Raw genomic sequence first — 21045 nt, 5'->3', positions numbered from 1 at the left:
CCCGCCCCGGAAGGTGATCCGGGCGGGGCCGACGGCTCAGCGGGTGGCGGCTACTTGTAGCTCACCACCAGCCGCTGGTTCACCGACTGCGCCGGGGCGCGGACGGTGATGGTGTGCGAGGTGCTGTCCCACGTCCACGCGGCGGCCGCGACCTTGGCGCCGTTGACCGACACCGAGGTCGGCGCGTGGGCCGCGTTCTGGAACGTGACGGTCCACGACCGTTGCCGCACCTGGCCGGGGAACGTGCCCTTCGCGGGAGCGATCGTCACCTTGTGGTCGGCGTAGCTGATCGCGGTCGTCGAGCTCTGGGCGGTGTTCGTGGTCGTGCCGTTGTCCTCATATAGAGAGAAGGACCCCGGCGCGCCCTCGGCGACCGTCACCGTGGCGGCGGTGAGCGGGTTCTGGTCGTCATTGGTGACGTCGCCGGAGCGGGTCGCCATGATCCCGCCGGACTTGATGAACACCGGCATGGTGTCCAGGCTGGTCGCGACGCTCTGCACGGTGCCGCCCTGGTACGTCTTGCCGGTGAAGTAGTCCGTCCAGGAGCTCCCGGCCGGGAACCACACCTGCGTCGTCGCCGAGTCGCCCGAGGTCGTCACCGGCGCGACCAGCACGTCCGGACCGTAGAAGTACTCGCTGCCGTCGAAGGCGTACGCGTCCTGCTGGTCCGGGTACTGCAGGTAGGTCGGCCGGGTCACCGGCACGCCGGTGGCGGCGGCCTGGTGGGCCAGCGTGTAGGTGTACGGAACCAGGTTCTCCCGCAGGTTCAGGAACTTCTCCGCGGAGTCCTTGGCCGCCGTCCCGTACTGCCACGGCAGCCGGTCGCTGTGGTTGCCGTGCAGCCGGTCGATGGGCTGGAAGGCGCCCAGCTGTACCCAGCGTGCGTACAGGTCGTCCGGCAGCTTGGTGCTGCCCGGCTCGGCACCGGTGGTCTGGTCGCCGGCGTTGTTGAAGCCGCCGATGTCGTGGCTGACCGCGGACAGGCCGGTCGCGGCCGACTCCCCGGGCGTGTACCCGACTTCCATGGCCAGGGTGGCCCAGGTCGAAGTCGTGTCGCCGGTGAAGTGGACAGTTGTGCGCTTGTCGGCCCACGGCCCGGTCGCCAGGCCCACCGAACCGCTGTAGCCGCCGGCGTCGAGGGAGGAGTAGGCCCGGGAGAACGCGAAGCCCCGGCCGACCGTGGAGTCGGTGTCCCAGGCGTAGTTCTGGTTGATCCACGAGTCCGGCGCGACCCCGGCCAGCGACGAGGTGGAGCTGTCACAGCACCAGTCCAGCCACCAGAAGTCGTTGCCCTGGTTCTGGATCTGCTGGTGCAGCCCGAAGTACGCCGACAGCTGCGCCGGGGTGCCCCAGTCGAAGCAGTACTGCCCGGAGCCGCACGAGGGCAGGGTGCCGCCGGCCGCCGCGAGCGCCGCAGAGTACTGCGGGTCGCTCTGCTGGACGCTCGGGTGGATGTTGAGCGTGGTGTGCAGCCCTTGCGAGTGTGCCCACGCGAAGTAGGCGCTCGGGTCGGGGAACTTGGACGGATCCATCTCCCAGCCGTCCCAGGTGCTGACGGCCTTGAAGTCGGTGTCGGTGACCAGGACGTCCAGCGGAGTGCCCTGCGACCGGAAGGTCGGCAGGATGGTGTTCTCGTAGTCGGCGGCGGTGTGGTTGTAGTACTCGGAGTACCAGACGCCGTAGGCCCAGCGCGGGAGCAGCTCCGACGGGCCGGTCAGGGTCGCGAGGTCCTTGAGTCCCTGCTGGTAGTCCTGGCCGTAGCCGAAGACGTAGCCGTCCTGATACGGCTGGCCGCCGGCCGACGGACGCGGCGTCACCTGGTGCGTCGCGGAGTTGAAGATCGCCGAGGCGGTGTCGTTCAGCAGCGACCAGCCGTCCTGGTAGAGCAGGCCGGGGGTGCTCAGGACCTCGCCGTTCTGGCCGTCCAGGCCGCGGCGGTAGCCGCCGAGCGGGGCGTGCGGGGCCAGCAGTGGCGTGCCGTTCTTGACGACCGCGACGGTGTCGAGGTTGACGTGGCAGGCGTCGGCGGTGGGGCAGCCGAGCGTCACCGTGTTGTCCCCGGCGGCGAGGGTGACCGGGATCGAGACGGTGCGCCAGCTGTCCCAGCTGCTGGTCGGCGCGAGCGCGGTGGTGGCCGCGGCTCCGGAGCCGACGGCGACCGAGATCGTGCGCGGGGCGGCGGCTCCGGTCTGGCTGAAGTCGGTCTGCCAGTTGGCGTAGCGCAGCTGGAGCTGGTAGCTGCCCGCGCGCGGCACGCCGGTCACGGCGACGGCGTCGGCAGCCGTGGTCGTGCTGAGACCGCCGACGAAGCCTGAGCCGGAGTAGTCGTTGTGGTTGTTCTGGAGGGAGGCGCCGCCGAGGAGGGCGCCGGACTCGGCCTCGCAGATCGTGCCGAAGGCGCAGGGCTGGCTCTGCGGCGCACCCGGGCCGGGGTAGGCCGAGCCCGGCGTCACGACGGCGAGGCTGTCGATGTTGACGTTGCCCGAGTCGGACGCTGCGCGCGTGATGGTGACGGTGTTGGACCCGGCGGTCAGGGTCACCGGGACGGTGGCGACGGCCCAGGTGTTCCAGTCGGCGGTGGTCGGAAGCGTCAGCTTCGCGGCGGCGCCGCTTCCGGCGGTGACGCTGAGGGTGCGGGTGACGTTCTGGCCGTCGCCGCCGGTGCTGTTGGCGTAGCGGGTGGCGAGTTCGTAGGTGCCGGCTGTCGCCGCGGTGATCTGGAACGACAGCGAGTTGCCGGTGTTCTGGAAGCCGGCGGCGAAGCCGGTTCCGGTGTAGCCGCTGTGGTCGCTGGCGACCGAGACGCCGTTGAGGTCCAGGCCTTCGGCCTCGCACAGGACCCCGAACTGGCACGACGGCACCGGCTTCGGGGCCCAGGGGTCGGCGGTGACGGGCTGCTTGCCGGCGCGCTCGGTGATGCTCAGGTTGTCCGCGCCGAAGGGGCCGCTGCCGACCTTGTAGCGGAGCTGTTCCTGGCCGGTGTCGATGGTGAGCCAGCCGTTCGCGACCCTTTGGGTGAAGTGGGTGGGGGTGAAGCCGTCGCGGCCGACGGCGTTGAACGTGGGGTCGTTCTCGAAGACGCCGTTTCCGGCGTACTCGGTGCGGATGAGGGTTGGCGAGAGGACTTCGAAGCGGGCGTTGCCGGAGGTGACGGCGTGCTTCGAGGCGGTTGACGGGGTGGCGGCCGAGGCCTGGGTGGCTGATACCGATACCGCGGCGGTCAGGGAACCGGCCAGGACCAGGCCGGCGGTGGCGGCTGCGGTGGCCGCGCGCCGGCGCGCTCTTCGAGGGGGACGGAGAAGCATCGGGAAGCTCCTTCGGAGGGAAACCGGGGGCTTAGAGGGGGTTAGAGGGACTGATGAGAGGAGGGAGAGGGACTGTGCGGTGACCGGGACGGGGCCGCGGCGGACGCGGTCATCCTCCCGGGGTTCGCGGCGACCGGAGCAGAGGACTGATCCGTGAAGCGGCTGGACTCGGACAGGACGAGCGCCAGGGCGCCCATCAGCGAGGCGCGCGGGCCCAGCGTGGAGGTTCGGACGGCGACCGGCGCGCCGAACGGGACGGCGGCGAGCTCGGCGTGGACGGGGTCGAGCAGCAGTGGGCCGAGTGCGGTCAGCTCGCCGCCGAGGGTGATGACCGAGGGGTTCAGGACCAGCGCGAGGGCGCCGAGCGAGCGGGCCAGGCGGCGGGTGCCGTCGTCGATCACGGCCAGGACGTCGGCGTCCCCGGCCTCGGCGCGGCGGATCAGCTCGTTGACGTCGCCGAGGCGGATGCCGCGCGCGGCCAGGCGTGCCAGCATGCCCTCGGCGCCGGCGTAGAGCTCCAGGCAGCCGCGGCGTCCGCACCAGCAGGCCGGGCCGTCGGGGTCGGCGGTGACGTGGCCGAGCTCGCCGGCGTAGCCGTCGTGGCCGCGGTGGATGCGCGAGCCGAAGGCACTACGGGAGCCGAAGGCGATGCCGAGGCCGACGCGGCTCGCGAGCTTGACGTAGAGGAGGTCCTGGCCGTGCGGGTCCCCGCCGAGCGGCGCGGCGACGACCGACTCGCCGAGCGCGCCGAGGTTGGCGTCGTTCTCGACGGCGGCCGGGATACCCCACGTCCGGCCGATCTGCTCGGCGAGCTCCGACCCGTTCCAGCCGGGCAGGACGCCGGGGACGAGGAAGCGCCCGCTGTCCGGCGCGATCGGGGCGGCGATGCTGATGGCCGCGCCGACGATCTGGTCGCGGTCCGCCTCGGCCTCGGCGAGCGTGGTCTCGATGCTGCGCATGACGATGTGCGTGCCGCGCTCGGCGGAGTGGCCCTGCGGCAGCGACACCCAGCGCTCGGCGAGGACGCTGCGCGAGAGGTCGCCGACGGCGACGGCGACGTGCCGGACGCCCACGTCGACCGCGATGGCGAGGCCGGCGGCACGGTTGAGGGCGAGGCGGGTCGGCGGGCGTCCGGGGGCGTCGGCGGCGGGTTGGGGGAGCTCTGAGACCAGGCCGCGATCGGCGAGCTCGCCGACCAGGCTGGAGACGGTGGCGCGGGAGAGGCCGGTACCGCTGACCAACTCGGCGCGCGTGGCGCTTCCGGAGCGGCGCAGGATGTCCACGACGCGGGCGCGGTTCGCTGCGCGGACCGCTTCGCTTGTCGGCTGGACCCTGCGTTGCATGTAACCCTCTTATGTCGGGGGTGGATGTGACACACCTTTGGGGTGTGGCGCAGTTCCGTCAAGACTTCGACAGAAGGGCGGGGTTTTGCCAACCCGTGGGGATGGTTTTGGCAACTGTGGCAGCAGACTGAAGATCAGTCCGCTGAGCTGGAGCTGGTGGGGGCGCTGGGGGTGGGGCGGCTGCGTGAGGGGTCTGCGGCGGATGGCGACGGGGCGGGGGCGGGCGTTGAGTGTTACGGCACCATTGCGTTTCGCGCGGGCGTGGCGGCAAGCAGCCCGGCGCGGGCCAGCCCGGCCGGCGATGTCGTTAGGGGGTCCGAAGGACCATGCGGGGTGTTGGTTCTGGGTCCCTCGCCGCGTCGGCGGGCTCTGCCAACCTGCCCGGTTTGGCGGTGTCAAGCCGGACGAGGCTGTACCACAGCAACAGCGATGCGGCTTGATTCCGCCAAACCGGGCTGGTTCCGTTTACGGCGACGACGCGGCGAGGGGCACAGAACCCTGGTGACCACAAGCAACACCGCCGCCGACCAGCGCAACGCAGGCAACAGCGGATAGAAAGCCGAGCAGTCGCGGGCCGCCGCCGGACCGCCGGACGCGCGGGTCGCCCCCTCGCTGTAGAGCGCCCGCCGGAGGCCTCAAGGTGCCCACCACGCACGACGATTGCCGCCTACGCAACGCATGCGCAGTGACTCGGACCCGTGCGCGCTCGTGCCCGCGAAGACCGCCGGCCGCCAACGCGACATGCGTCGACTTCAGCCGCCGCGTGCTCGTGTCCGCGAAGACCGCCGGCCGCCAGCGCAGTCTGCGTCGACTCCAGCCGCCGTGCGCTCGTGCCCGCGAAAACCGCCGCCCGCCAGCGCAGCATGCGCCGGCTCCAGCCGCTGCGCGCTCGTGCCCGCGATGACCGCCGCCCGCCAGCGCAGCATGCGCCGGCTCCAGCCGCTGCGCGCTCGTGCCCGCGATGACCGCCGCCCGCCAGCGCAGCACGCGCCGACTCCAGCCGCCGCGCGCTCGTGCCCGCGATGACCGCCGCCCGCCAGCGCAGCACGCGCCGACTCCAGCCGCCGCGCGCTCGTGCCCGCGAAGACCGCCGCCCGCCAGCGCACCATACGTCGACTCCAGCCGCTGCGCGCTCGTGCTCATCAAAACCGCCGGCCGCCAACGCAACCCACATCGCTCAACCGAACTGCGTCCCCCCGCGAGGTCATCAACCCCTGCGCGAAGCCGTAAAAAGCCTCTAAAACCCCAGCCTGACCGCACTCGGGCAGCGTGCTGACCATCTCACCCCGAGCGCCGCAGGATCAGGTTGATCACCAGGGCCGTCCAGCCGGTCTGGTGGGAGGCGCCGAGGCCCGCTCCTGTGTCGCCGTGGAAGTACTCGTGGAAGGGGATGAGGTCGTGCCAGTCCGGGTTCTTTTGGAACAGCTCGTTCTCGCCGAACACCGGGCGGCGGCCGTCGGCGTCGTTGAGGAACAGGGAGACCAGGCGGCGGGAGAGGTCGTCGGCGATCTCGCCCAGGGTCGCCTCGTGGGTCGGGGCGCTGCCAGTCGGGGCGTCGCCGGTCGAGGCGTCGGGTGTGACAGGTGCGGGCGTCGGATACGGCACCCGCAGTCGGTCCCCGAAGAAGCGGTGGTGGCGGTCGAGGGCGTCGATGAGCATGTAGTTCACCGGGAACCAGATCGGCCCGCGCCAGTTGGAGTTGCCGCCGAACAGGGTTGAGCGCGATTCGGCCGGTTCGTAGCCGACGCTGTAGTCGGCCTCGCCGAGGTGCACCGTGAACGGCTCCGCGAGGTGCGCGCGGGACAGTGCTCGTAGGCCGTGGGGGGACAGGAACTCGTTCTCGTCGAGCATGCGCTGGAGCAGCCGGGGGAACTGGTCGTGGCGGACCATGGTCAGCAGCCGCAGGTCGCTGGCCGGCATCATGCGGCCCGCCAGGACGTCGGCGTAGTGCGGCTTGTTCGTCCGGTACCAGGCCACGCGCTGCTCCAGCTCCGGGACGGCGGCCAGGGCGGCCGAGGACACCGTGGCGGTGGCGCTCAGCGGGAGTAGGCCGACCACTGAGCGGACGCGCAGCGGGACGCCCTCCTGCCCCGGGACGCGGACCACGTCGTAGTAGAACCCGTCCTCCTCGTTCCACAGGCCCTGGGTGTTGGCCGCCTCGACGATCAGGGCGAAGTGCTCGAAGAACTTGGTGACCAGCTCGCCGTAGGCCTTGTCCTGCGTCGCCAGGATCAGTGCCATGTCCATCATCGTGAGCGTGAACAGGGCCATCCACGCCGTGCCGTCGCTCTGCTCCAGCGCGCCGCCGGCCGGGACGCCGGCGCTGCGGTCGAAGGGCCCTATGTTGTCCAGCCCGAGGAAGCCGCCCTCGAAGACGTTCTTGCCCTCGGCGTCCAGGCGGTTGATCCACCACGTGAAGTTCAGCAGTAGGCGGTGGAAGACGCGCTTGAGGAAACCGAAGTCCCGGCTGCCGTCCGCGGCGAAGACCTGGAGTGCGGCCCAGGCGTGGACCGGCGGGTTCACGTCGCCGAAGTTCCACTCGTAGGCCGGCATCTGGCCGCTGGGGTGCAGGTACCAGTCGCGCAGCAGGAGTTGCAGTTGCTGCTTGGCGAAGCCGGGATCGACGCGGGCCAGGGCGACGGCGTGGAAGGCCAGGTCCCAGGCCGCGAACCACGGGTACTCCCAGGTGTCCGGCATGGCGATGACGTCGCGCGCCGACATGTGCCACCAGTGCGCGTTGCGCCGTGCGCCGCCGCCGATCGGCGCCGAGTGCCCGGGGTCGTGGTCCAGCCAGCGCGGCACGTTGTAGTGGTAGAACTGCTTGGACCACATCAGGCCGCCGACGGCTTGCCGCAGCACCATGGCCTCGTCGTCGGAGCAGGAGCCGGGGGTGAGTGCGTCGAAGAACTCGTCGGCCTCCTGCTCGCGCTCCTCCATCACCTTCTCGAAGCCGCTGCCCAGAAGGATCGCGCGGGTCTGCGGGGGGACGTCGGGGCCGGCCATTCGCAGCCGCAGCCGGATCTCCGCCGACTTCCAGGCCGGGACGGTCAGCACGTAGCGCAGCGCGGCCTTGGTGCCCACGCGCTCGGGGTTGACGGTCTGCGCGCCGTTGACGACGTAGTCGTTGATCCCGTCCTTGGGGAAGTCGCTGTAGCCGCCGTAGCCCCACAACCGCTCGCTGTTGGTCTCGTTGTCGCACACCAGCACCTCCGGGCTGCCCTCGCCGATCAGTGACAGGGGCCTGAGATGCTCGTGCTCGCCGACCAGCCGCGCGCCGCTGGCCGTGATCCGGGGCATGGCGTCGCGCCCCGGCATGCCCCAGGACCAGGTGTTGCGGAACCACAGGGTCGGCAGTACGTGCAGGGTCGCCGGCTCCAGCCCCATGTTCTCCACGCGCACCCGGATGCACAGGTCGTGCGGTCCGGCCTTCGCGTAGTCGGCGGTGATGGCCCAGTAGCGGTCCTCGTCGAAGATCCCGGTGTCCGCGAGCTCGTACTCGGGATCCGCGCCGCCCCGGCTCCGCGTGGTGTCCAGCAGGTCGTGGTACGGGAACTCCTGCTGCGGGTAGTGGTACCGCCAGCGCATCCAGGAGTGCGTGGGGGTGGAGTCCAGGAACCACCAGTATTCCTTGACGTCCTCGCCGTGGTTGCCCTCGTGGCCGCCGACGCCGAACAGCCGCTCCTTCAGGATCGGGTCCGCGCCGTTCCAGAAGGCGAGCGCGAAACAGAACCGCTGCTGGTCGTCGCAGATCCCGCCGAGCCCGTCCTCGTTCCAGCGGTACGCGCGGGATCTCGCGTGATCGTGCGGGAAGTAGTCCCAGGCCGTGCCGCCCTCGGAATAGTCCTCGCGGACCGTGCCCCACGCGCGTTCGGCCAGGTAGGGGCCCCATCTGCGCCAGGGTACGTGCGCGTGCCCCTCGGCGTCGGCGGCGTTCAGGCGGATCCGCTCGGCGTCTTCCATGGGGCCAGTGTGGACCCTGATGGTTTCGGTCTGTTTCCGGAAAACCCATGGGCGCCGAACGCGAACACGATGGCCTCACTGCCGCAACGTGCGCGCAATGTCCTGCGGCGATGCTTGTCGCACCGCCGAAACACGCCTTGAGCGGACGGCATCCGTGATCCCTGACGAGGAGGCGACGATGACCGCTACGACCGCGTTCCGCAAAAGGAAGCTCCTCATGCTTTCCTGGGAGTACCCGCCGGTCATGGTCGGCGGCCTCGGACGGCATGTGCACGCCCTGGCCACCACCCTGGCCCGGGCCGGGCACGATGTGACCGTCGCCACCCGCCACGCCCCCGGCGCACCGCTGGACGAGGTCGTGGACGGGGTGCGCGTGGTGCGGGCCCCGCAGGACCCGCCGGTCATCCCCCTGGACACCGACCACTTGCTGGCCTGGGCCGTCGCCTTCAACCACACCTTGACCCGCACCGCCCTGCACGCCGCCCGCGGCCAGGACTACGAACTCGTCCACGCCCACGACTGGCTCGTCACCCATGCCGCCGTCACGGTCAAGGACCATCTGGGCATCCCGCTGGTGGCCACCATCCACGCCACCGAGGCCGGCCGGCACCAGGGCTGGCTGCCCGGCGACCTGAACCGCGGCATCCACTCCATCGAGTGCTGGCTGGCCCAGGAGGCCTCCCGGGTGCTGGTCTGCTCCCAGTACATGCGGCGTGAGGTGTCGGTGCTGCTGGACGTGCCGGCGGCCAAGATCGACGCCATCCCCAACGGGGTGGACATGCCCCGCTGGCGCGCCGAACCCAAGCAGGTCGGTCTGGCCCGCGCGAAATACGCCGGTAGCGGGCCGCTGGTCGGCTTCGCCGGCCGGCTGGTCCACGAGAAGGGCGTGCAGCACCTGCTGCACGCGCTGCCCGAACTGCGCCGCGCGCACCCCGGGCTACGCGCCGTCATCTGCGGCGACGGCCCGAACCGCGGCGAGCTGGAGGACCTGACCCACCGCCTGGGGCTTCAGCACGCGGTCAGCTTCGGCGGCTTCGTCGGCTCGCACCTGTCGGCGACGATGGCCGCCACCGACGCGATGGTCGTGCCGAGCCTGTACGAGCCGTTCGGCATGGTGGCCCTGGAAGCCGCCGCGGCCGGCGCCCCGCTGGCCGTGTCGGCCACCGGCGGGCTGGCCGAGATCGTCGAGCCCGGGGTCACCGGCGTGACCTTCCCGGCACGCGACGAGGACGCGCTCGCGCGCTCGGTGTCCACGCTGCTGGAGGACCGGCCCGGCGCGCGCCGGATGGTGGCCACGGCCAAGGCGATGGTGCGCCGGCGCTACGGCTGGCCGACGGTCGGCGAGCAGACCGCGGCGGCGTACACGCGGGCCGTCGACGCGGCGCCGTCGGCTCCGGCCGAGCCGGAGGAGCTGTGGCGCTCGCGGGAGCGGCAGATCGTCATACCGGAGGGCAACCTGTTGGCGTCGGCGGGGTTGGCGGCTTGAGCGGCGAGCCTCGTTTTTGGGACCGGTTCGGCGCCCACCCGGAGCCGGGTGGCACCCGCTTCGCGGTGTGGGCGCCGAACGCGCGGCGGGTGCAGGTGGCCGGGGACTTCAACGGCTGGGACCCGAACCGTGCCGCCGAGCTGAACCGCGACGACTGGACCGGCTGCTGGCACGGCTTCGCCGAGGGCGCCGGACAGTGGGACCGGTACAAGTACCGGGTGCTGGGCGCCGACGGGGTGTGGCGGCTGAAGGCTGATCCCGTGGCGTTTCATACGGAGACGCCGCCGGCCAGTGCTTCGCGGATCTTCGCCTCGTCGTACGAATGGCAGGACACTGACTGGCTGAAGGCGCGGCACGAGGCGGCCGTCGGGCCGGCTTCGCAGCCGATGTCGGTGTACGAGGTGCACCTGCCGTCGTGGCGGCGCGGACGGACCTACTGGGACCTGGCGTCGGAGCTGGTGGATCACGTGCAGCGGCACGGGTTCACGCACGTGGAGTTCCTGCCGGTGATGGAGCACCCCTACGGCGGGTCCTGGGGCTATCAGACGACCGGCTTCTTCGCCCCGACCTCGCGGCTGGGGCATCCCGACGACCTGCGGTACCTGGTGGACCGGCTGCATCAGGCGGAGATCGGGGTGCTGTTCGACTGGGTCCCGGCGCATTTCGCCCGGGACGACTGGGCCCTGGCGCGCTTCGACGGCACCGCCATGTATGAGCACCCTGATCCCCGGCGCGGCGAGCATCCCGACTGGGGAAGCCTGGTCTTCGACTTCGCGCGGTGGGAGGTGCGCGACTTCCTCGTCGCCTCGGCGCTGTACTGGATCGAGGAGTTCCACGCCGACGGACTCCGCGTGGACGCGGTCTCCTCGATGCTGCACCTGGACTACTCGCGGGGACCGGGGCAGTGGGAGCCGAACATGTTCGGCGGCACGGAGAACCTGGACGCCACCTCCCTGCTGCGGAGCCTCAACGAGGCGATCCACAGCCGACACCCCGGCGTGGTGACGATCGCCGAGGAGTCGGCGGCGTGGCCGGGGGTGACGCGGCCGACGAGTGAGGGCGGGCTCGGGTTCGACCTGAAGTGGAACATGGGGTGGATGAACGACACGCTCCGCTACGTGGTGCGTGACCCTGTGCACCGCAGTCATCATCACAGTGATCTGACACAGCCCTCGACGTACGCGTTCAGTGAGAACTACTTGTTGCCGCTGTCGCACGACGAGGTGGTGCACGGCAAACAGTCGCTGGCGAGCAAGCAGCCCGGTACGCGGGAGGATCAGGTGGGCGGCCTGCGCGGGCTGCTGGCGTATCAGTGGGCGTTCCCCGGCAAGAAGCTGCTGTTCATGGGCGGCGAGTTCGGGCAGCGGGCCGAGTGGAGCGAGGAACGCGGGCTGGACTGGCCGACGCACGACTCGGAGGATGGCGGTCTCGCCCGGCTGCTGGCCGACGTCAACACCCGCTACCGCGAGACCCCGGCATTGTGGACCCGCGACGCCGACGCGCACGCGACGTACTGGCTGGTGTCGGACCCCGGCGCGAACCTCCTGGCCTTCGCCAGGTTCGGGAGCTACGACGACGGCTCCGCGCTCGTGTGCGTCGCCAACTTCTCCGGAGGAGAGCTCCGCGACTACCGGATCGCTATGCCCTGGCCCGGAACCTGGCGCGAGGTGCTCAATACTGACGCGAGCATCTACGGCGGCTCAGGCTCGGGCAACCTTGGAGTGGTGGTGGCGGACGCTGAGCCGTCGTCGGGTGAGGCGGCGTCGGCGCGGGTGACGGTTGGGGCCCGGTCCGTGGTGTGGTTGGCGGGGCGGCATCCTGGGGTGGGTGGGGATGGCGGCGATGCCGGTGGCGCAGGTGGCGTCGGCGACGGACCGGGCTGATCTAGTCGGTCAGTCGACGGCGGTGGCGGCGACGCCCTCGATCGGAGCCCGCGGAGCCGGCACCGCCGCGAGGTCCCAGTCGTAGGCGCACGTCACCGGAGCGTGGTCCGACCAGCGTTCCCCATAGCTCGCGGCGCGCTCCGTCACGGCCGAAGACGCGACCGTCGCGAGGTTCGCCGACGCCATCTGGTAGTCGATCCGCCACCCGCTGTCGTTGTCGAACGCCTTGCCCCGGAAGCTCCACCACGAGTACGGGCCCTCGACGCCGGGGTGCAGGGTGCGGACCACGTCCACGTAGCCGGCGTCCGTCATCACGCTGGTGAGCCACTCGCGTTCCTCGGGGAGGAAGCCGGAGTTCTTTTGGTTGGCCTTCCAGTTCTTGATGTCGGCTTCCTGGTGGGCGATGTTCCAGTCGCCGCAGATCAGGACGGCGCGGCCGGTCGCGGCGGCCTCGGTGTTCAGGGCGGTCAGGTGGGCGTGGAAGGCCTTCATGAAGCGTTCCTTCTCCGCCTGGCGCTCAGTGCCGACCTCGCCTGCGGGCAGGTAGAGGCTGCCGACGGTGAGGGTGGGGAGCTGCATCTCGGCATAGCGGCCGGAAGTGTCGAATTCGGGGTCGCCGAAGCCGATGCGGCTGCTGGTCGGGGCGATGCGGCTGTAGAGGGCGACGCCGGCGCGGCCCTTGGCGGCGGCCGGGGCGATGAGCGTGTGCCAGCCGTCGGGGGCGCGCAGGTGCGCCGGGAACTGGTCCGGTTCGGCCCGGACCTCTTGCAGGCACACGACCTCCGCCGGGGTGGCGTTCAGCCACTCGGTGAAGCCCTTGGCGGCGGCGGCACGGATGCCGTTGACGTTGACGGTGGAGACGGTCAGCACGCGCACCAGCGTAACGGGCGCCGGGGACGGTCACGGCCATCGGCACCGGCGGTGACCGGCCCGTTCGAGGTAATCGGGATGACGCCTGCCGGGCATCACCGGCATCATGCCTGAATGACGAGACGACCGATCCCCGCGGCCAGCGGTGTGCGCGCGCCGTGGACCGCCGTGCCGGAACACCTCAGAGCCCGCGTCCTGGACATCCTGGGCGGGGGAGCGGTGGTCGAGGCCGTGTCGCAAACGGGCGGATTCTCGCCGGGGCCGGCGGTGCGGCTGCGGACGTCGACCGGACGGCGGGCGTTCGTCAAGGCGGTCAGCGTGGAGACGAACCCTGATTCGCCGGACATGCACCGCCGGGAGGCGAAGTACTCCGCGCAGATGCCGGAGCACGCGCCGGTGCCGAAGCTGCTGGGCTCGCTGGACGAGGACGGCTGGGTGGTCCTGGTCTTCGAGGAGATCGACGGCCGGAACCCGGGCCCCGACTGGGACGTGGACGAGCTGCGCAGGACGGTGGACGCGCTCGGAGAGTTGGCCGAGTCGCTGACGCCGTCGCCGATCGACGACGTGCCGCCGGTGTTCGAGCAACTGGTCGGATTCACCGGCTGGCGCAGTCTCGCGAAGGCTTGTGCGGCCGGCGAGGACGACCTGGCGTGGCTCGACGCGTGGGCGCTCGGGCGGCTGGATCGGCTGGCCGCGATCGAGGAGGGCGTGGCGGCGCTGTGCGAGGGCGACACGCTCGTCAATTTCGACGTGCGCGCCGACAACATCCTGATCACCGACGACCGCGTGTACGTCGTGGACTGGCCGTGGGCCTCGCGGGGTGCGGCGTGGCTGGACATGGCGCTCTTCGTGCCGAACGTGTGGATGTACGGCGGCCCGGAGCTGGCGGGGATCGTCACCGCGCATCCGCTGCTCGCGGGGGCGGATCCGGAGGCGGTGCGGGCCTTCGCGGTCGGGGTCGTCGGCGTGATCACGTGCGCGAGCCGCAAGCCGGCGCCGCCGGGACTGCCGACGTTGCGGCCGTTCCAGGCGGCTTTCAGCGCGGCGGGGTTGGAGTGGCTACGCACCCTGATGGACTGAGGTTCGCTCTTCCGCTTTTAACGCAATCGCGTTAACGTGCGCCGCGTGAGCGCACGTATCAGGATCCTGGAGGCGGCCGAGCGGCGGTTCGCCGAGGACGGCATCGAGGCGGTGTCGCTGCGTCAGATCGCGGCGGACTCCGGGCAGCGGAACACGTCGGCGGTCGCGTATCACTTCGGGACGCGGGACGCGTTGGTCGGCGCGTTGTACGAGCATCGGATGGGGCCGATCAACGCGCGGCGGCTGGAGTTCTTGGCCGCGCAGGCCGGTCGTGATGTTCGAACATATGTCAGGGCTCTGGTGGAACCGCTGGCCGAGACGCTGACCGATGCCGAGAAGGCCGGGCGGCCGTCGTGGTATCTGCGCTTTCTCGCTGAGGCGATGCGGTATCCGGAGTACGACCCGGCCTCGCTCGCCTTGGAGCGTCCGGAGGGTTCGAGCATTCGGGCTCTGATATCCGGACTCCAGGCAGCTACTGGCCAGCTGCGCCTGCCGCCCGGCGTGTACGCCGAACGGATGCGGTTGGTGGCGCTGCTGGTCATCACCTCGCTCGCCGATCGTGAGCGGCATCCGGGCGCCGGCGTCGGGACCGAGACGTTGGTCGCCGCCGGCGCCGCGATTCTTTCCGATCCGACACATCCGGCGGACCCAATGCACCCGACGCACAAGGAGTGAGCCCATGGCCCCCTACGCCACCCTCCAAGCCCTCCTCACCGGCCGCGAAGTCCACGCCGGCCCGCGCAGGGGCCTGCGACGCCTGCCGGAAGGCGAAGAATCTCACCCATACGAGTTCATCACCGTCACGCCGTGCACCCAACTGATCGGTGCCGAGATTTCGGATATCGATCTCAGCGAACCGATCGCGCCCGAGGTTTTCGCCGAGCTGGACCGGGCGCTGCTGGAATTCAAGGTCCTGTTTTTCCGGGACCAGAACCGGCTCACCGGGGCCGGGCATCGTGATTTCGCAGGAATGTGGGGCGAATTGGAGATCCACCCCTTCCTGCCGCAGGGCGATGTTCCGGAGATCGTGCGTTTTGAGAAGGGGGCGGAGAACGCGGGGGTGGAGAACGTGTGGCACGCCGACGTCACCTGGCGTGAGCGGCCCGCGCTCGGCTCGGTGCTGCGGGCCCTGGACGTGCCCGAGGCCGGGGGCGACACCTGCTTCGCGGACATGGCCGCCGCGTACGACTTCCTGCCCGAGCAGGTCAAGGCCCGGATCGAGGGGCGGGTCGCGGTGCACGACTTCACGCTGCCGTTCGGGCTCGGCATGGATGCGGACAAGCTCAGGGAGATGCAGGAGAAGTACCCGGCGGTGGAGCATCCGGTCGTGCGGATCCATCCGCGGACCGGACGGCGGACGCTGTTCGTCAACGCGATCTTCACGACGCACATCGTCGGGCTGGACGACGACGAGAGCGAGGAACTGCTGAAGGCGCTGTTCCGGCAGGCCGCGGTGCCGGAGTTCCAGGTGCGGTTCAAGTGGGCGGCCGGTTCGATCGCGTTCTGGGACAACCGGGCCGTGCAGCACTATGCGGTCAGTGACTATTTCCCGCAGCGCCGGGTGATGGAGCGTGCTGCGATTCTGGGGGACCGGCCTCGGTAGGCGGGGCGGGCGGGGGTTGGGGCGCGGGGACGGTGGGTGGTGTCGCTTCGGCCGGTGATGCGGCCGGCTCGGTCGGTGCTGAGCTGGCGGCCGGCGGAGCTGCGGGAGCTGCGGGTTCCGTTGTGGTCGCCGTCGGAGCGTGCGCGGTCCCCGGCATCATCCCCGGCGCGTCGCCGTCGTGCTGGTCGCGCCACTTCTTCAGCCCGTCGAGGAACCCGGCGCGCAACTCGTGCTTGATCGGTTCCAGCTCCGCCTCCCAGGTGTCGATGCCCAGGTCGTTGGCGAAGCGGAGCAGGTCCGGGTCCAGGTCGTGCGGGACCCAGGTCCAGGTCGCGGTCCAGTCGGTGAGCCGGCGGCGCTCGGCCTCGGTGGCGCGGGCCATCCAGCGGGCGACGTAGGCCCGGCCGACGTCGATGGGGTCCGCGCGGCCGAAGCTCTTGTTCTCCTCGGCGTCCAGGAAGCGCTGGGTCGGGGACGTGACCTGCCAGAGCTTGGGGAAGCGGCTGTTGGCCAGCGGGGTTTTGGGGGACTCGGTGGGGTGCAGTACGCGTGGTGGCATGTCCAGCGGCGAGGGGAACACCTTGTGCGCGGGCTTGGCGTGCTCGCCGGGGCCGGTCTTGGTCGGCTCGCAGCCGGCGTTGTCGCCCATGCCGGGCTGGGGTTTCACCCAGACGTAGGGCTTGAGCCACTCCTCGGACAGCGTCATCGACTTGTCCACGGCGGCGATGAGCTCCAGGGACTGGTTGTAGTCCGAGGCGGCGCCCCACAGGTGGATGCGGGTGCCGTACTCCTGCGCCTCCTCGACCGCGTGGAGGAGGTCCTCGTCCCCGCTGACCAGGACCACGTCGGCGACCGCGCGCTTGCGGGCCAGGCCGGTGAGGTCGGCGTGCAGGAAGGTGTCGACGCCCTTTTGTTCGAACTTGCCGTCGTCGCGCCGCACGAGCTTGCCCAGCCGCAGCTTGACCCCGTCCAGGACGCGGAGCAGGCGCTGGTCCCGGGTCGGCCCGGTGGCCGGCGCGGCGTCGTACCAGTACACCCGCAGGACCGGCAGGCCGGTCTCAAGCGCGGCGCGCTCGGTCAGCGCGGTCACCAGGCCCGGGTAGTCGACATCGATTCCGGGGCGGCCGGGATCACCGCTCACCACGTTGGCGGCGGCGGCTAGTACATATCCGGCGTCGACCAAGACGGCACAGCGATCCATTGGGTAAAAGTGTCACATGGTCGTGGAAGGTGGCAACACGACAGACCGGCTGGGAGGCGGGTTTACGGAATAAGCCTGCTGACGGCAGAATCGGCGACATGCGAAGACTCGGGGGGATGATGACTCAGTTCTTGGCTGGGCGTCGGCGAATGCGGAATATGGCAGGCATATGCGTTGTGATGATCACGGGGGTGGGGCTTCAGGGGTGCGCCAGTAGCGGGTCGGTCGCGGCGGCGAGCGGCGGCCCGAGCGGGGTGGCGGCGGGTTCCTCGACTACGGCGGCGACGACGGCAGGACCCACTGGGGCGACGGGGTCTTCTTCGCCTTCTGCGACTGATTCTTCGGAGACTTCTTCATCGGCGTCTTCTTCGGTGCCCGTGTCGCCGCCGCCCGCCGCCGGCAACTGGACGCCCCAAGGCCAGCTGGCCGACCCGCAACCGATCACCGTCGCGCTGAACTCCGACAAGTCGGTGACGGCGACCTGGCCGAAGGGCGCACCGGCGGGCCACGCGCTGACGATCAAACTCAGGGCCGCGCGCAACGGGGCGAAGATCGTGATCCACCTCTACGCCGACAACCAGAGCGGCCAGCAGGTCAGCATGAACGAGGGGGTCTTCACCGGCGGCGTGGTGGTCGACGCGCAGGGCAACACGCTGAAGGCAGAGAACTTCGACCCGCTGTGGACCCTCGGAAGCGGGAGTTCGGACGGCAACATCGACCCGGGCCAGCCGTTGGTCGGCGACTTCGTGGTGGACGCGCCGGCGTCGGGGTCGACGGTCAACGCCTACTGGACGCAGGCCGTCGGGGTGAACGGGATCATGGCGGGGATCATTTTGGTGCGGGATATTCCGATCAACTGAAGAGACAGCTCGGGGCCGGCTGGGTTTGGCGGAGACCGCCCAAGCCCAGCCGGCCCCCGCAGCTCAGATCGCCTTGGCGATCCGGAACCGGAGCCCCAGATCCGCGTCCCCGGCGATCGCGGCCTGCAGCTTCGCCAGCTCGGCCGGGTCCTCGTCGGTCGCGACCTCGCCCTCGGCGAACTCCACGGCCAGTACCTCGTCGGCGATCATCGCCGCGTGCTCGCGCACTGCCTCGGCCGTCTCGGTGCCGGTCTCCGCCTCCGGCAGCAGTTCCCATGTCAGCCGGATCCGGTCCGCCACGTCCAAGCCCGTGGCCTTCCGCGTCTCCTGCAGGAACCGCACCACGTCGCGTGCCAGCCCCGCGCGGCGCAGCTCCGGCGTGACGTGCAGGTCCAGCGCGACGGTCTCGCCGCCCGCGGTGGCCACGGCCCAGCCTTCGCGCGGGGTCTCGGTGACGATCACCTCCTCCGGAGACACCGTCACCTCCTCGCCCTCCACGACGACCGTCGCCGCGCCCTGCGAGCGCAGCGCCGTGGCCAGCGCCCCGGCGTCGGCGGCGGCGATGGCGGCGGCGACCAGCGGCGTCCGCTTCGCGAAGCGTGCGCCCAGCGTGCGGAAGTTGCCCTTCGCGCTGTAGTCGATCAGCTCGCCGCCGGCGTCCGCCAGCGGTGACGTCGTCACGACGTTCAGCTCCTCCAGCAGCTGCGAGCGCAGCTCCTCGCTGAGCGCGGCCCAGCCCGGGGCTCCGACCAGGGCTCGCGACAGCGGCTGGCGGGTCTTCACGCCGGAGTCCGCGCGGGTGGCGCGGCCCAGCTCGACCAGGCGGCGGGTGAGGGCCATCTGCTCGGCCAGGTCGGCGTCGATCAGCGTGTCGTCCGCCACCGGCCAGGTCGCCAGGTGCACGGACTCCGGCGCCTCGTCCGACACCGGGCGGACCAGGTCCTGCCAGACCCGCTCGGTGATGAACGGGACCATCGGCGCCATCAGCTTCGTCACCGTCTCCAGCGCCTCGTGCAGGGTGGCCATGGCGGCGGGCTCGGCGTTCCAGAAGCGGCGGCGGGCGCGGCGGACGTACCAGTTGGACAGGTCGTCCACGAACGCCGACAGGAGCTTGCCGACCTTCAGGGTGTCGAACTCGTCCATGGCCGCGGTGACTTCGCGGATCAGGACGTTGAGCTCCGACAGCACCCAGCGGTCCAGGGCGGGCCGCTCGCTCGGCTTCGGGTCCGCCTCCGACGGCGCCCAGCCGCCGGTGCGGCCGTAGAGGGCCTGGAAGGAGACCGTGTTCCAGTACGTCAGCAGGGTCTTGCGGACGACTTCCTGGATCGTCGCGTGCCCGACCCGGCGGGCCGACCACGGCGAGCCGCCGGCCAGCATGAACCAGCGGACGGCGTCGGCGCCGTGCTGGTCCATCAGCGGGATCGGCTCCAGGATGTTGCCCAGGTGCTTGGACATCTTGCGGCCGTCCTCGGCCAGGATGTGGCCCAGGCACAGGACGTTCTTGTACGAGGACTTGTCGAAGACCAGCGTGCCGACCGCCAGCAGCGAGTAGAACCAGCCGCGGGTCTGGTCGATGGCCTCGGCGATGAAGTCCGCCGGGTAGGCGTTCTCGAAGGCCGCGACCGAGCCCTCGGCATAGGGGTAGCCGTGCTGCGCGAACGGCATCGAGCCGGAGTCGTACCAGCCGTCGATGACCTCCGGCACGCGGGTGGCCGTCTTCGAACACTGCGGGCAGGGCATCGTGACGTCGTCCACGAACGGCCGGTGCGGGTCCAGCTCGGACACGTCCTGCCCGGACAGCTCGCCGAGCTCCTTCAGCGAGCCGACGGCGGTCACGTGGTTGTCCTCGCACACCCACAGCGGCAGCGGCGTGCCCCAGTAGCGCTTGCGCGACAGCGACCAGTCGATGTTGTTGTTCAGCCAGTCGCCGAAGCGGCCGTACTTGACGTTGTCCGGGAACCAGTTGGTCGCGTCGTTCTCGCGCATCATCGCGTCCTTCAACGCGGTGGTGCGGATGTACCAGGCCGGCTGCGCGTAGTAGAGCAGCGCGGTGTGGCAGCGCCAGCAGTGCGGGTAGCTGTGCTCGTACTCCAGGTGCTTGAACAGCACGCCGCGCTCGCGCAGGTCCGAGGTCAGGACCTCGTCGGCCTTCTTGAAGAACACGCCGCCGACCATCGGCACCGACTCCTCGAAGGTGCCGTCGCCGCGGATCGGGTTCACCACCGGCAGGCCGTACTTCTTGCAGACGGCCAGGTCGTCGGCGCCGAAGGCCGGGGCCTGGTGCACCAGGCCGGTGCCGTCCTCGGTGGTGACGTAGTCGGCCAGCACCACGAAGTGCGCGTCCGGGACGTCGACGAGCTCGAAGGGGCGCTGGTAGGTCCAGCGCTCCATCTCGGCGCCGGTGTAGGTCTCGCCGGTGGGCTCCCAGCCCTCGCCGAGCGCCTTGGCGACCAGCGGCTCGGCGACGACCAGGCGCTCGGCGCCGTCGGTGACCACCACGTAGGTGACCTCCGGGTGCGCCGCGACCGCGGTGTTCGACACCAGGGTCCAGGGCGTGGTCGTCCAGACCAGCAGCGAGGTGCTGCCGGCCAGCGGACCGGAGGTCAGCGGGAAGCGGACGTAGACCGAGGGGTCCACGACGGTCTCATAGCCCTGCGCCAGCTCGTGGTCGGACAGGCCGGTGCCGCAGCGCGGGCAGTAGGGCGCGACCCGGTGGTCCTGGACCAGCAGGCCCTTGTCGAAGATCTGCTTCAGCGACCACCAGACCGACTCGACGTAGGACGGGTTCATCGTCCAGTACGCCTCGTCGGTGTTGACCCAGTAGCCCATGCGCTCGGTGAGCTTCTCGAAGGCGTCCACGTGCCGGCGCACCGACTCGCGGCACTTGGCGTTGAACTCCGCGATGCCGTAGGCCTCGATGTCCTGCTTGTTCGTGAAGCCGAGCTCGGCCTCCACGGCCAGCTCCACCGGCAGCCCGTGGCAGTCCCAGCCGGCCTTGCGGTCCACGCGGTGGCCCTGCATGGTCTTGAACCGCGGGAAGACGTCCTTGAAGACGCGGGCTTCCACATGGTGGGTGCCGGGGCGGCCGTTCGCGGTCGGCGGGCCCTCGTAGAAGGTCCAGCGCGGGGCACCCTCGGTGGCCTTCAGGCTCTTGTCGAAGATGGCGGCGCCGCGCCAGAAGTCGATGATCTCAGCGTCCATCGCCGGGAGATCGAGCTGGGCGTTGACGGGGCGGTACAGCCTCGGATCAGGCGCAGTCATGCGCGGTGCCTTCCTTCGTCGTAGGAGCCGAACCGACGAAGGGACGACACTGGCGCTCTCCATATAAAGCGCCGGTACCGCGGTACCACCCTCCTTGACACACCGTGGTCAACGATATGTCCACTTCATTGCGTATCCGGCCGGTTCTACTCGGGCCTCGCGGCCCTTTCTTCCGGCGGCTCGGGGGTGATTT

At 70.6% G+C, this 21045-nt stretch carries 12 protein-coding genes; 6 read left to right on the top strand and 6 right to left on the bottom strand.

The window, feature by feature from the left end:
* Positions 1–50: 50 nt before the first annotated feature.
* The 3 genes from ABH935_RS37900 to ABH935_RS37890 form a co-directional block, all read right to left on the bottom strand.
* Positions 51–3305, bottom strand: coding sequence for a TIM-barrel domain-containing protein (locus ABH935_RS37900; protein WP_370382798.1), 3255 nt, complete (start codon positions 3303–3305; stop codon positions 51–53).
* A 41-nt stretch (positions 3306–3346) separates the two neighbouring features.
* Positions 3347–4648: an ROK family protein gene (locus tag ABH935_RS37895; RefSeq protein ID WP_370382797.1), complete on the bottom strand. Its 1302-nt coding sequence runs from the start codon at positions 4646–4648 to the stop codon at positions 3347–3349.
* A gap of 1281 nt (positions 4649–5929) precedes the next feature.
* Positions 5930–8608 (bottom strand): glucosidase, encoded by a 2679-nt coding sequence (locus tag ABH935_RS37890; protein WP_370382796.1) that lies wholly within the window; start codon positions 8606–8608, stop codon positions 5930–5932.
* Between the two features lie 178 nt (positions 8609–8786).
* Between ABH935_RS37890 and ABH935_RS37885 the strand changes: the two genes are divergently transcribed.
* Positions 8787–10094 (top strand): glycosyltransferase family 4 protein, encoded by a 1308-nt coding sequence (locus ABH935_RS37885; RefSeq protein ID WP_370382795.1) that lies wholly within the window; start codon positions 8787–8789, stop codon positions 10092–10094.
* A complete protein-coding gene (gene glgB, locus ABH935_RS37880; RefSeq protein WP_370382794.1) occupies positions 10091–11977 on the top strand; it encodes a 1,4-alpha-glucan branching protein GlgB in 1887 nt (628 codons plus the stop codon). The genes ABH935_RS37885 and glgB overlap by 4 nt, the downstream gene beginning before the upstream one ends.
* Positions 11978–11986: 9 nt before the next feature.
* On the opposite strand, the gene ABH935_RS37875 is transcribed toward glgB, so the two are convergent.
* The gene (locus ABH935_RS37875; protein ID WP_370382793.1) at positions 11987–12847 is read right to left on the bottom strand and encodes an exodeoxyribonuclease III; all 861 of its coding nucleotides are present in this window, start codon (positions 12845–12847) and stop codon (positions 11987–11989) included.
* A gap of 114 nt (positions 12848–12961) precedes the next feature.
* On the opposite strand from ABH935_RS37875, the gene ABH935_RS37870 reads away from it, so the two are divergent.
* The 3 genes from ABH935_RS37870 to ABH935_RS37860 are packed head-to-tail and all read left to right on the top strand — an operon-like array spanning position 12962 to position 15530.
* Entirely contained in the window at positions 12962–13927 is a 966-nt protein-coding gene (locus ABH935_RS37870; RefSeq protein WP_370382792.1) for a phosphotransferase family protein, read from the top strand.
* Positions 13928–13972: 45 nt separating this feature from the next.
* Positions 13973–14602: a TetR/AcrR family transcriptional regulator gene (locus ABH935_RS37865; protein WP_370382791.1), complete on the top strand. Its 630-nt coding sequence runs from the start codon at positions 13973–13975 to the stop codon at positions 14600–14602.
* Between the two features lie 4 nt (positions 14603–14606).
* Entirely contained in the window at positions 14607–15530 is a 924-nt protein-coding gene (locus ABH935_RS37860; RefSeq protein WP_370382790.1) for a TauD/TfdA dioxygenase family protein, read from the top strand.
* Here the strand turns inward: ABH935_RS37860 and ABH935_RS37855 are convergent.
* On the bottom strand, positions 15463–16731 hold the full coding sequence (locus ABH935_RS37855; protein ID WP_370382789.1) for an NYN domain-containing protein: 1269 nt from the start codon (positions 16729–16731) through the stop codon (positions 15463–15465). The genes ABH935_RS37860 and ABH935_RS37855 overlap by 68 nt on opposite strands.
* Before the next feature lie 371 nt (positions 16732–17102).
* Here ABH935_RS37855 and ABH935_RS37850 point away from each other — a divergent pair, with 371 nt between their 5' ends.
* On the top strand, positions 17103–17591 hold the full coding sequence (locus tag ABH935_RS37850; RefSeq protein ID WP_370382788.1) for a hypothetical protein: 489 nt from the start codon (positions 17103–17105) through the stop codon (positions 17589–17591).
* A 63-nt stretch (positions 17592–17654) separates the two neighbouring features.
* Here ABH935_RS37850 and ileS read toward each other — a convergent pair whose 3' ends face one another.
* Positions 17655–20852 carry an isoleucine--tRNA ligase gene (gene ileS, locus ABH935_RS37845; RefSeq protein WP_370382787.1) on the bottom strand — a complete coding sequence of 1066 codons (3198 nt, stop codon included), beginning with the start codon at positions 20850–20852 and terminating at the stop codon, positions 17655–17657.
* Positions 20853–21045: the final 193 nt, after the last annotated feature.

Source organism: Catenulispora sp. GAS73, from assembly GCF_041262085.1.
GTDB lineage: Bacteria > Actinomycetota > Actinomycetes > Streptomycetales > Catenulisporaceae > Catenulispora.
This window is presented reverse-complemented; position numbering and strand designations above follow the sequence as displayed.

What these genes read in the sequence shown, in the direction of transcription:
- ABH935_RS37855 (WP_370382789.1), bottom strand. Translation starts at nt 16,731, where the DNA reads ATGGATCGCTGTGCCGTCTTGGTCGACGCCGGATATGTACTAGCCGCC.
- ABH935_RS37885 (WP_370382795.1), top strand. Translation starts at nt 8,787, where the DNA reads ATGACCGCTACGACCGCGTTCCGCAAAAGGAAGCTCCTCATGCTTTCC.
- ileS (WP_370382787.1), bottom strand. Translation starts at nt 20,852, where the DNA reads ATGACTGCGCCTGATCCGAGGCTGTACCGCCCCGTCAACGCCCAGCTC.
- ABH935_RS37890 (WP_370382796.1), bottom strand. Translation starts at nt 8,608, where the DNA reads ATGGAAGACGCCGAGCGGATCCGCCTGAACGCCGCCGACGCCGAGGGG.
- ABH935_RS37895 (WP_370382797.1), bottom strand. Translation starts at nt 4,648, where the DNA reads ATGCAACGCAGGGTCCAGCCGACAAGCGAAGCGGTCCGCGCAGCGAAC.
- ABH935_RS37900 (WP_370382798.1), bottom strand. Translation starts at nt 3,305, where the DNA reads ATGCTTCTCCGTCCCCCTCGAAGAGCGCGCCGGCGCGCGGCCACCGCA.
- ABH935_RS37870 (WP_370382792.1), top strand. Translation starts at nt 12,962, where the DNA reads ATGACGAGACGACCGATCCCCGCGGCCAGCGGTGTGCGCGCGCCGTGG.
- ABH935_RS37860 (WP_370382790.1), top strand. Translation starts at nt 14,607, where the DNA reads ATGGCCCCCTACGCCACCCTCCAAGCCCTCCTCACCGGCCGCGAAGTC.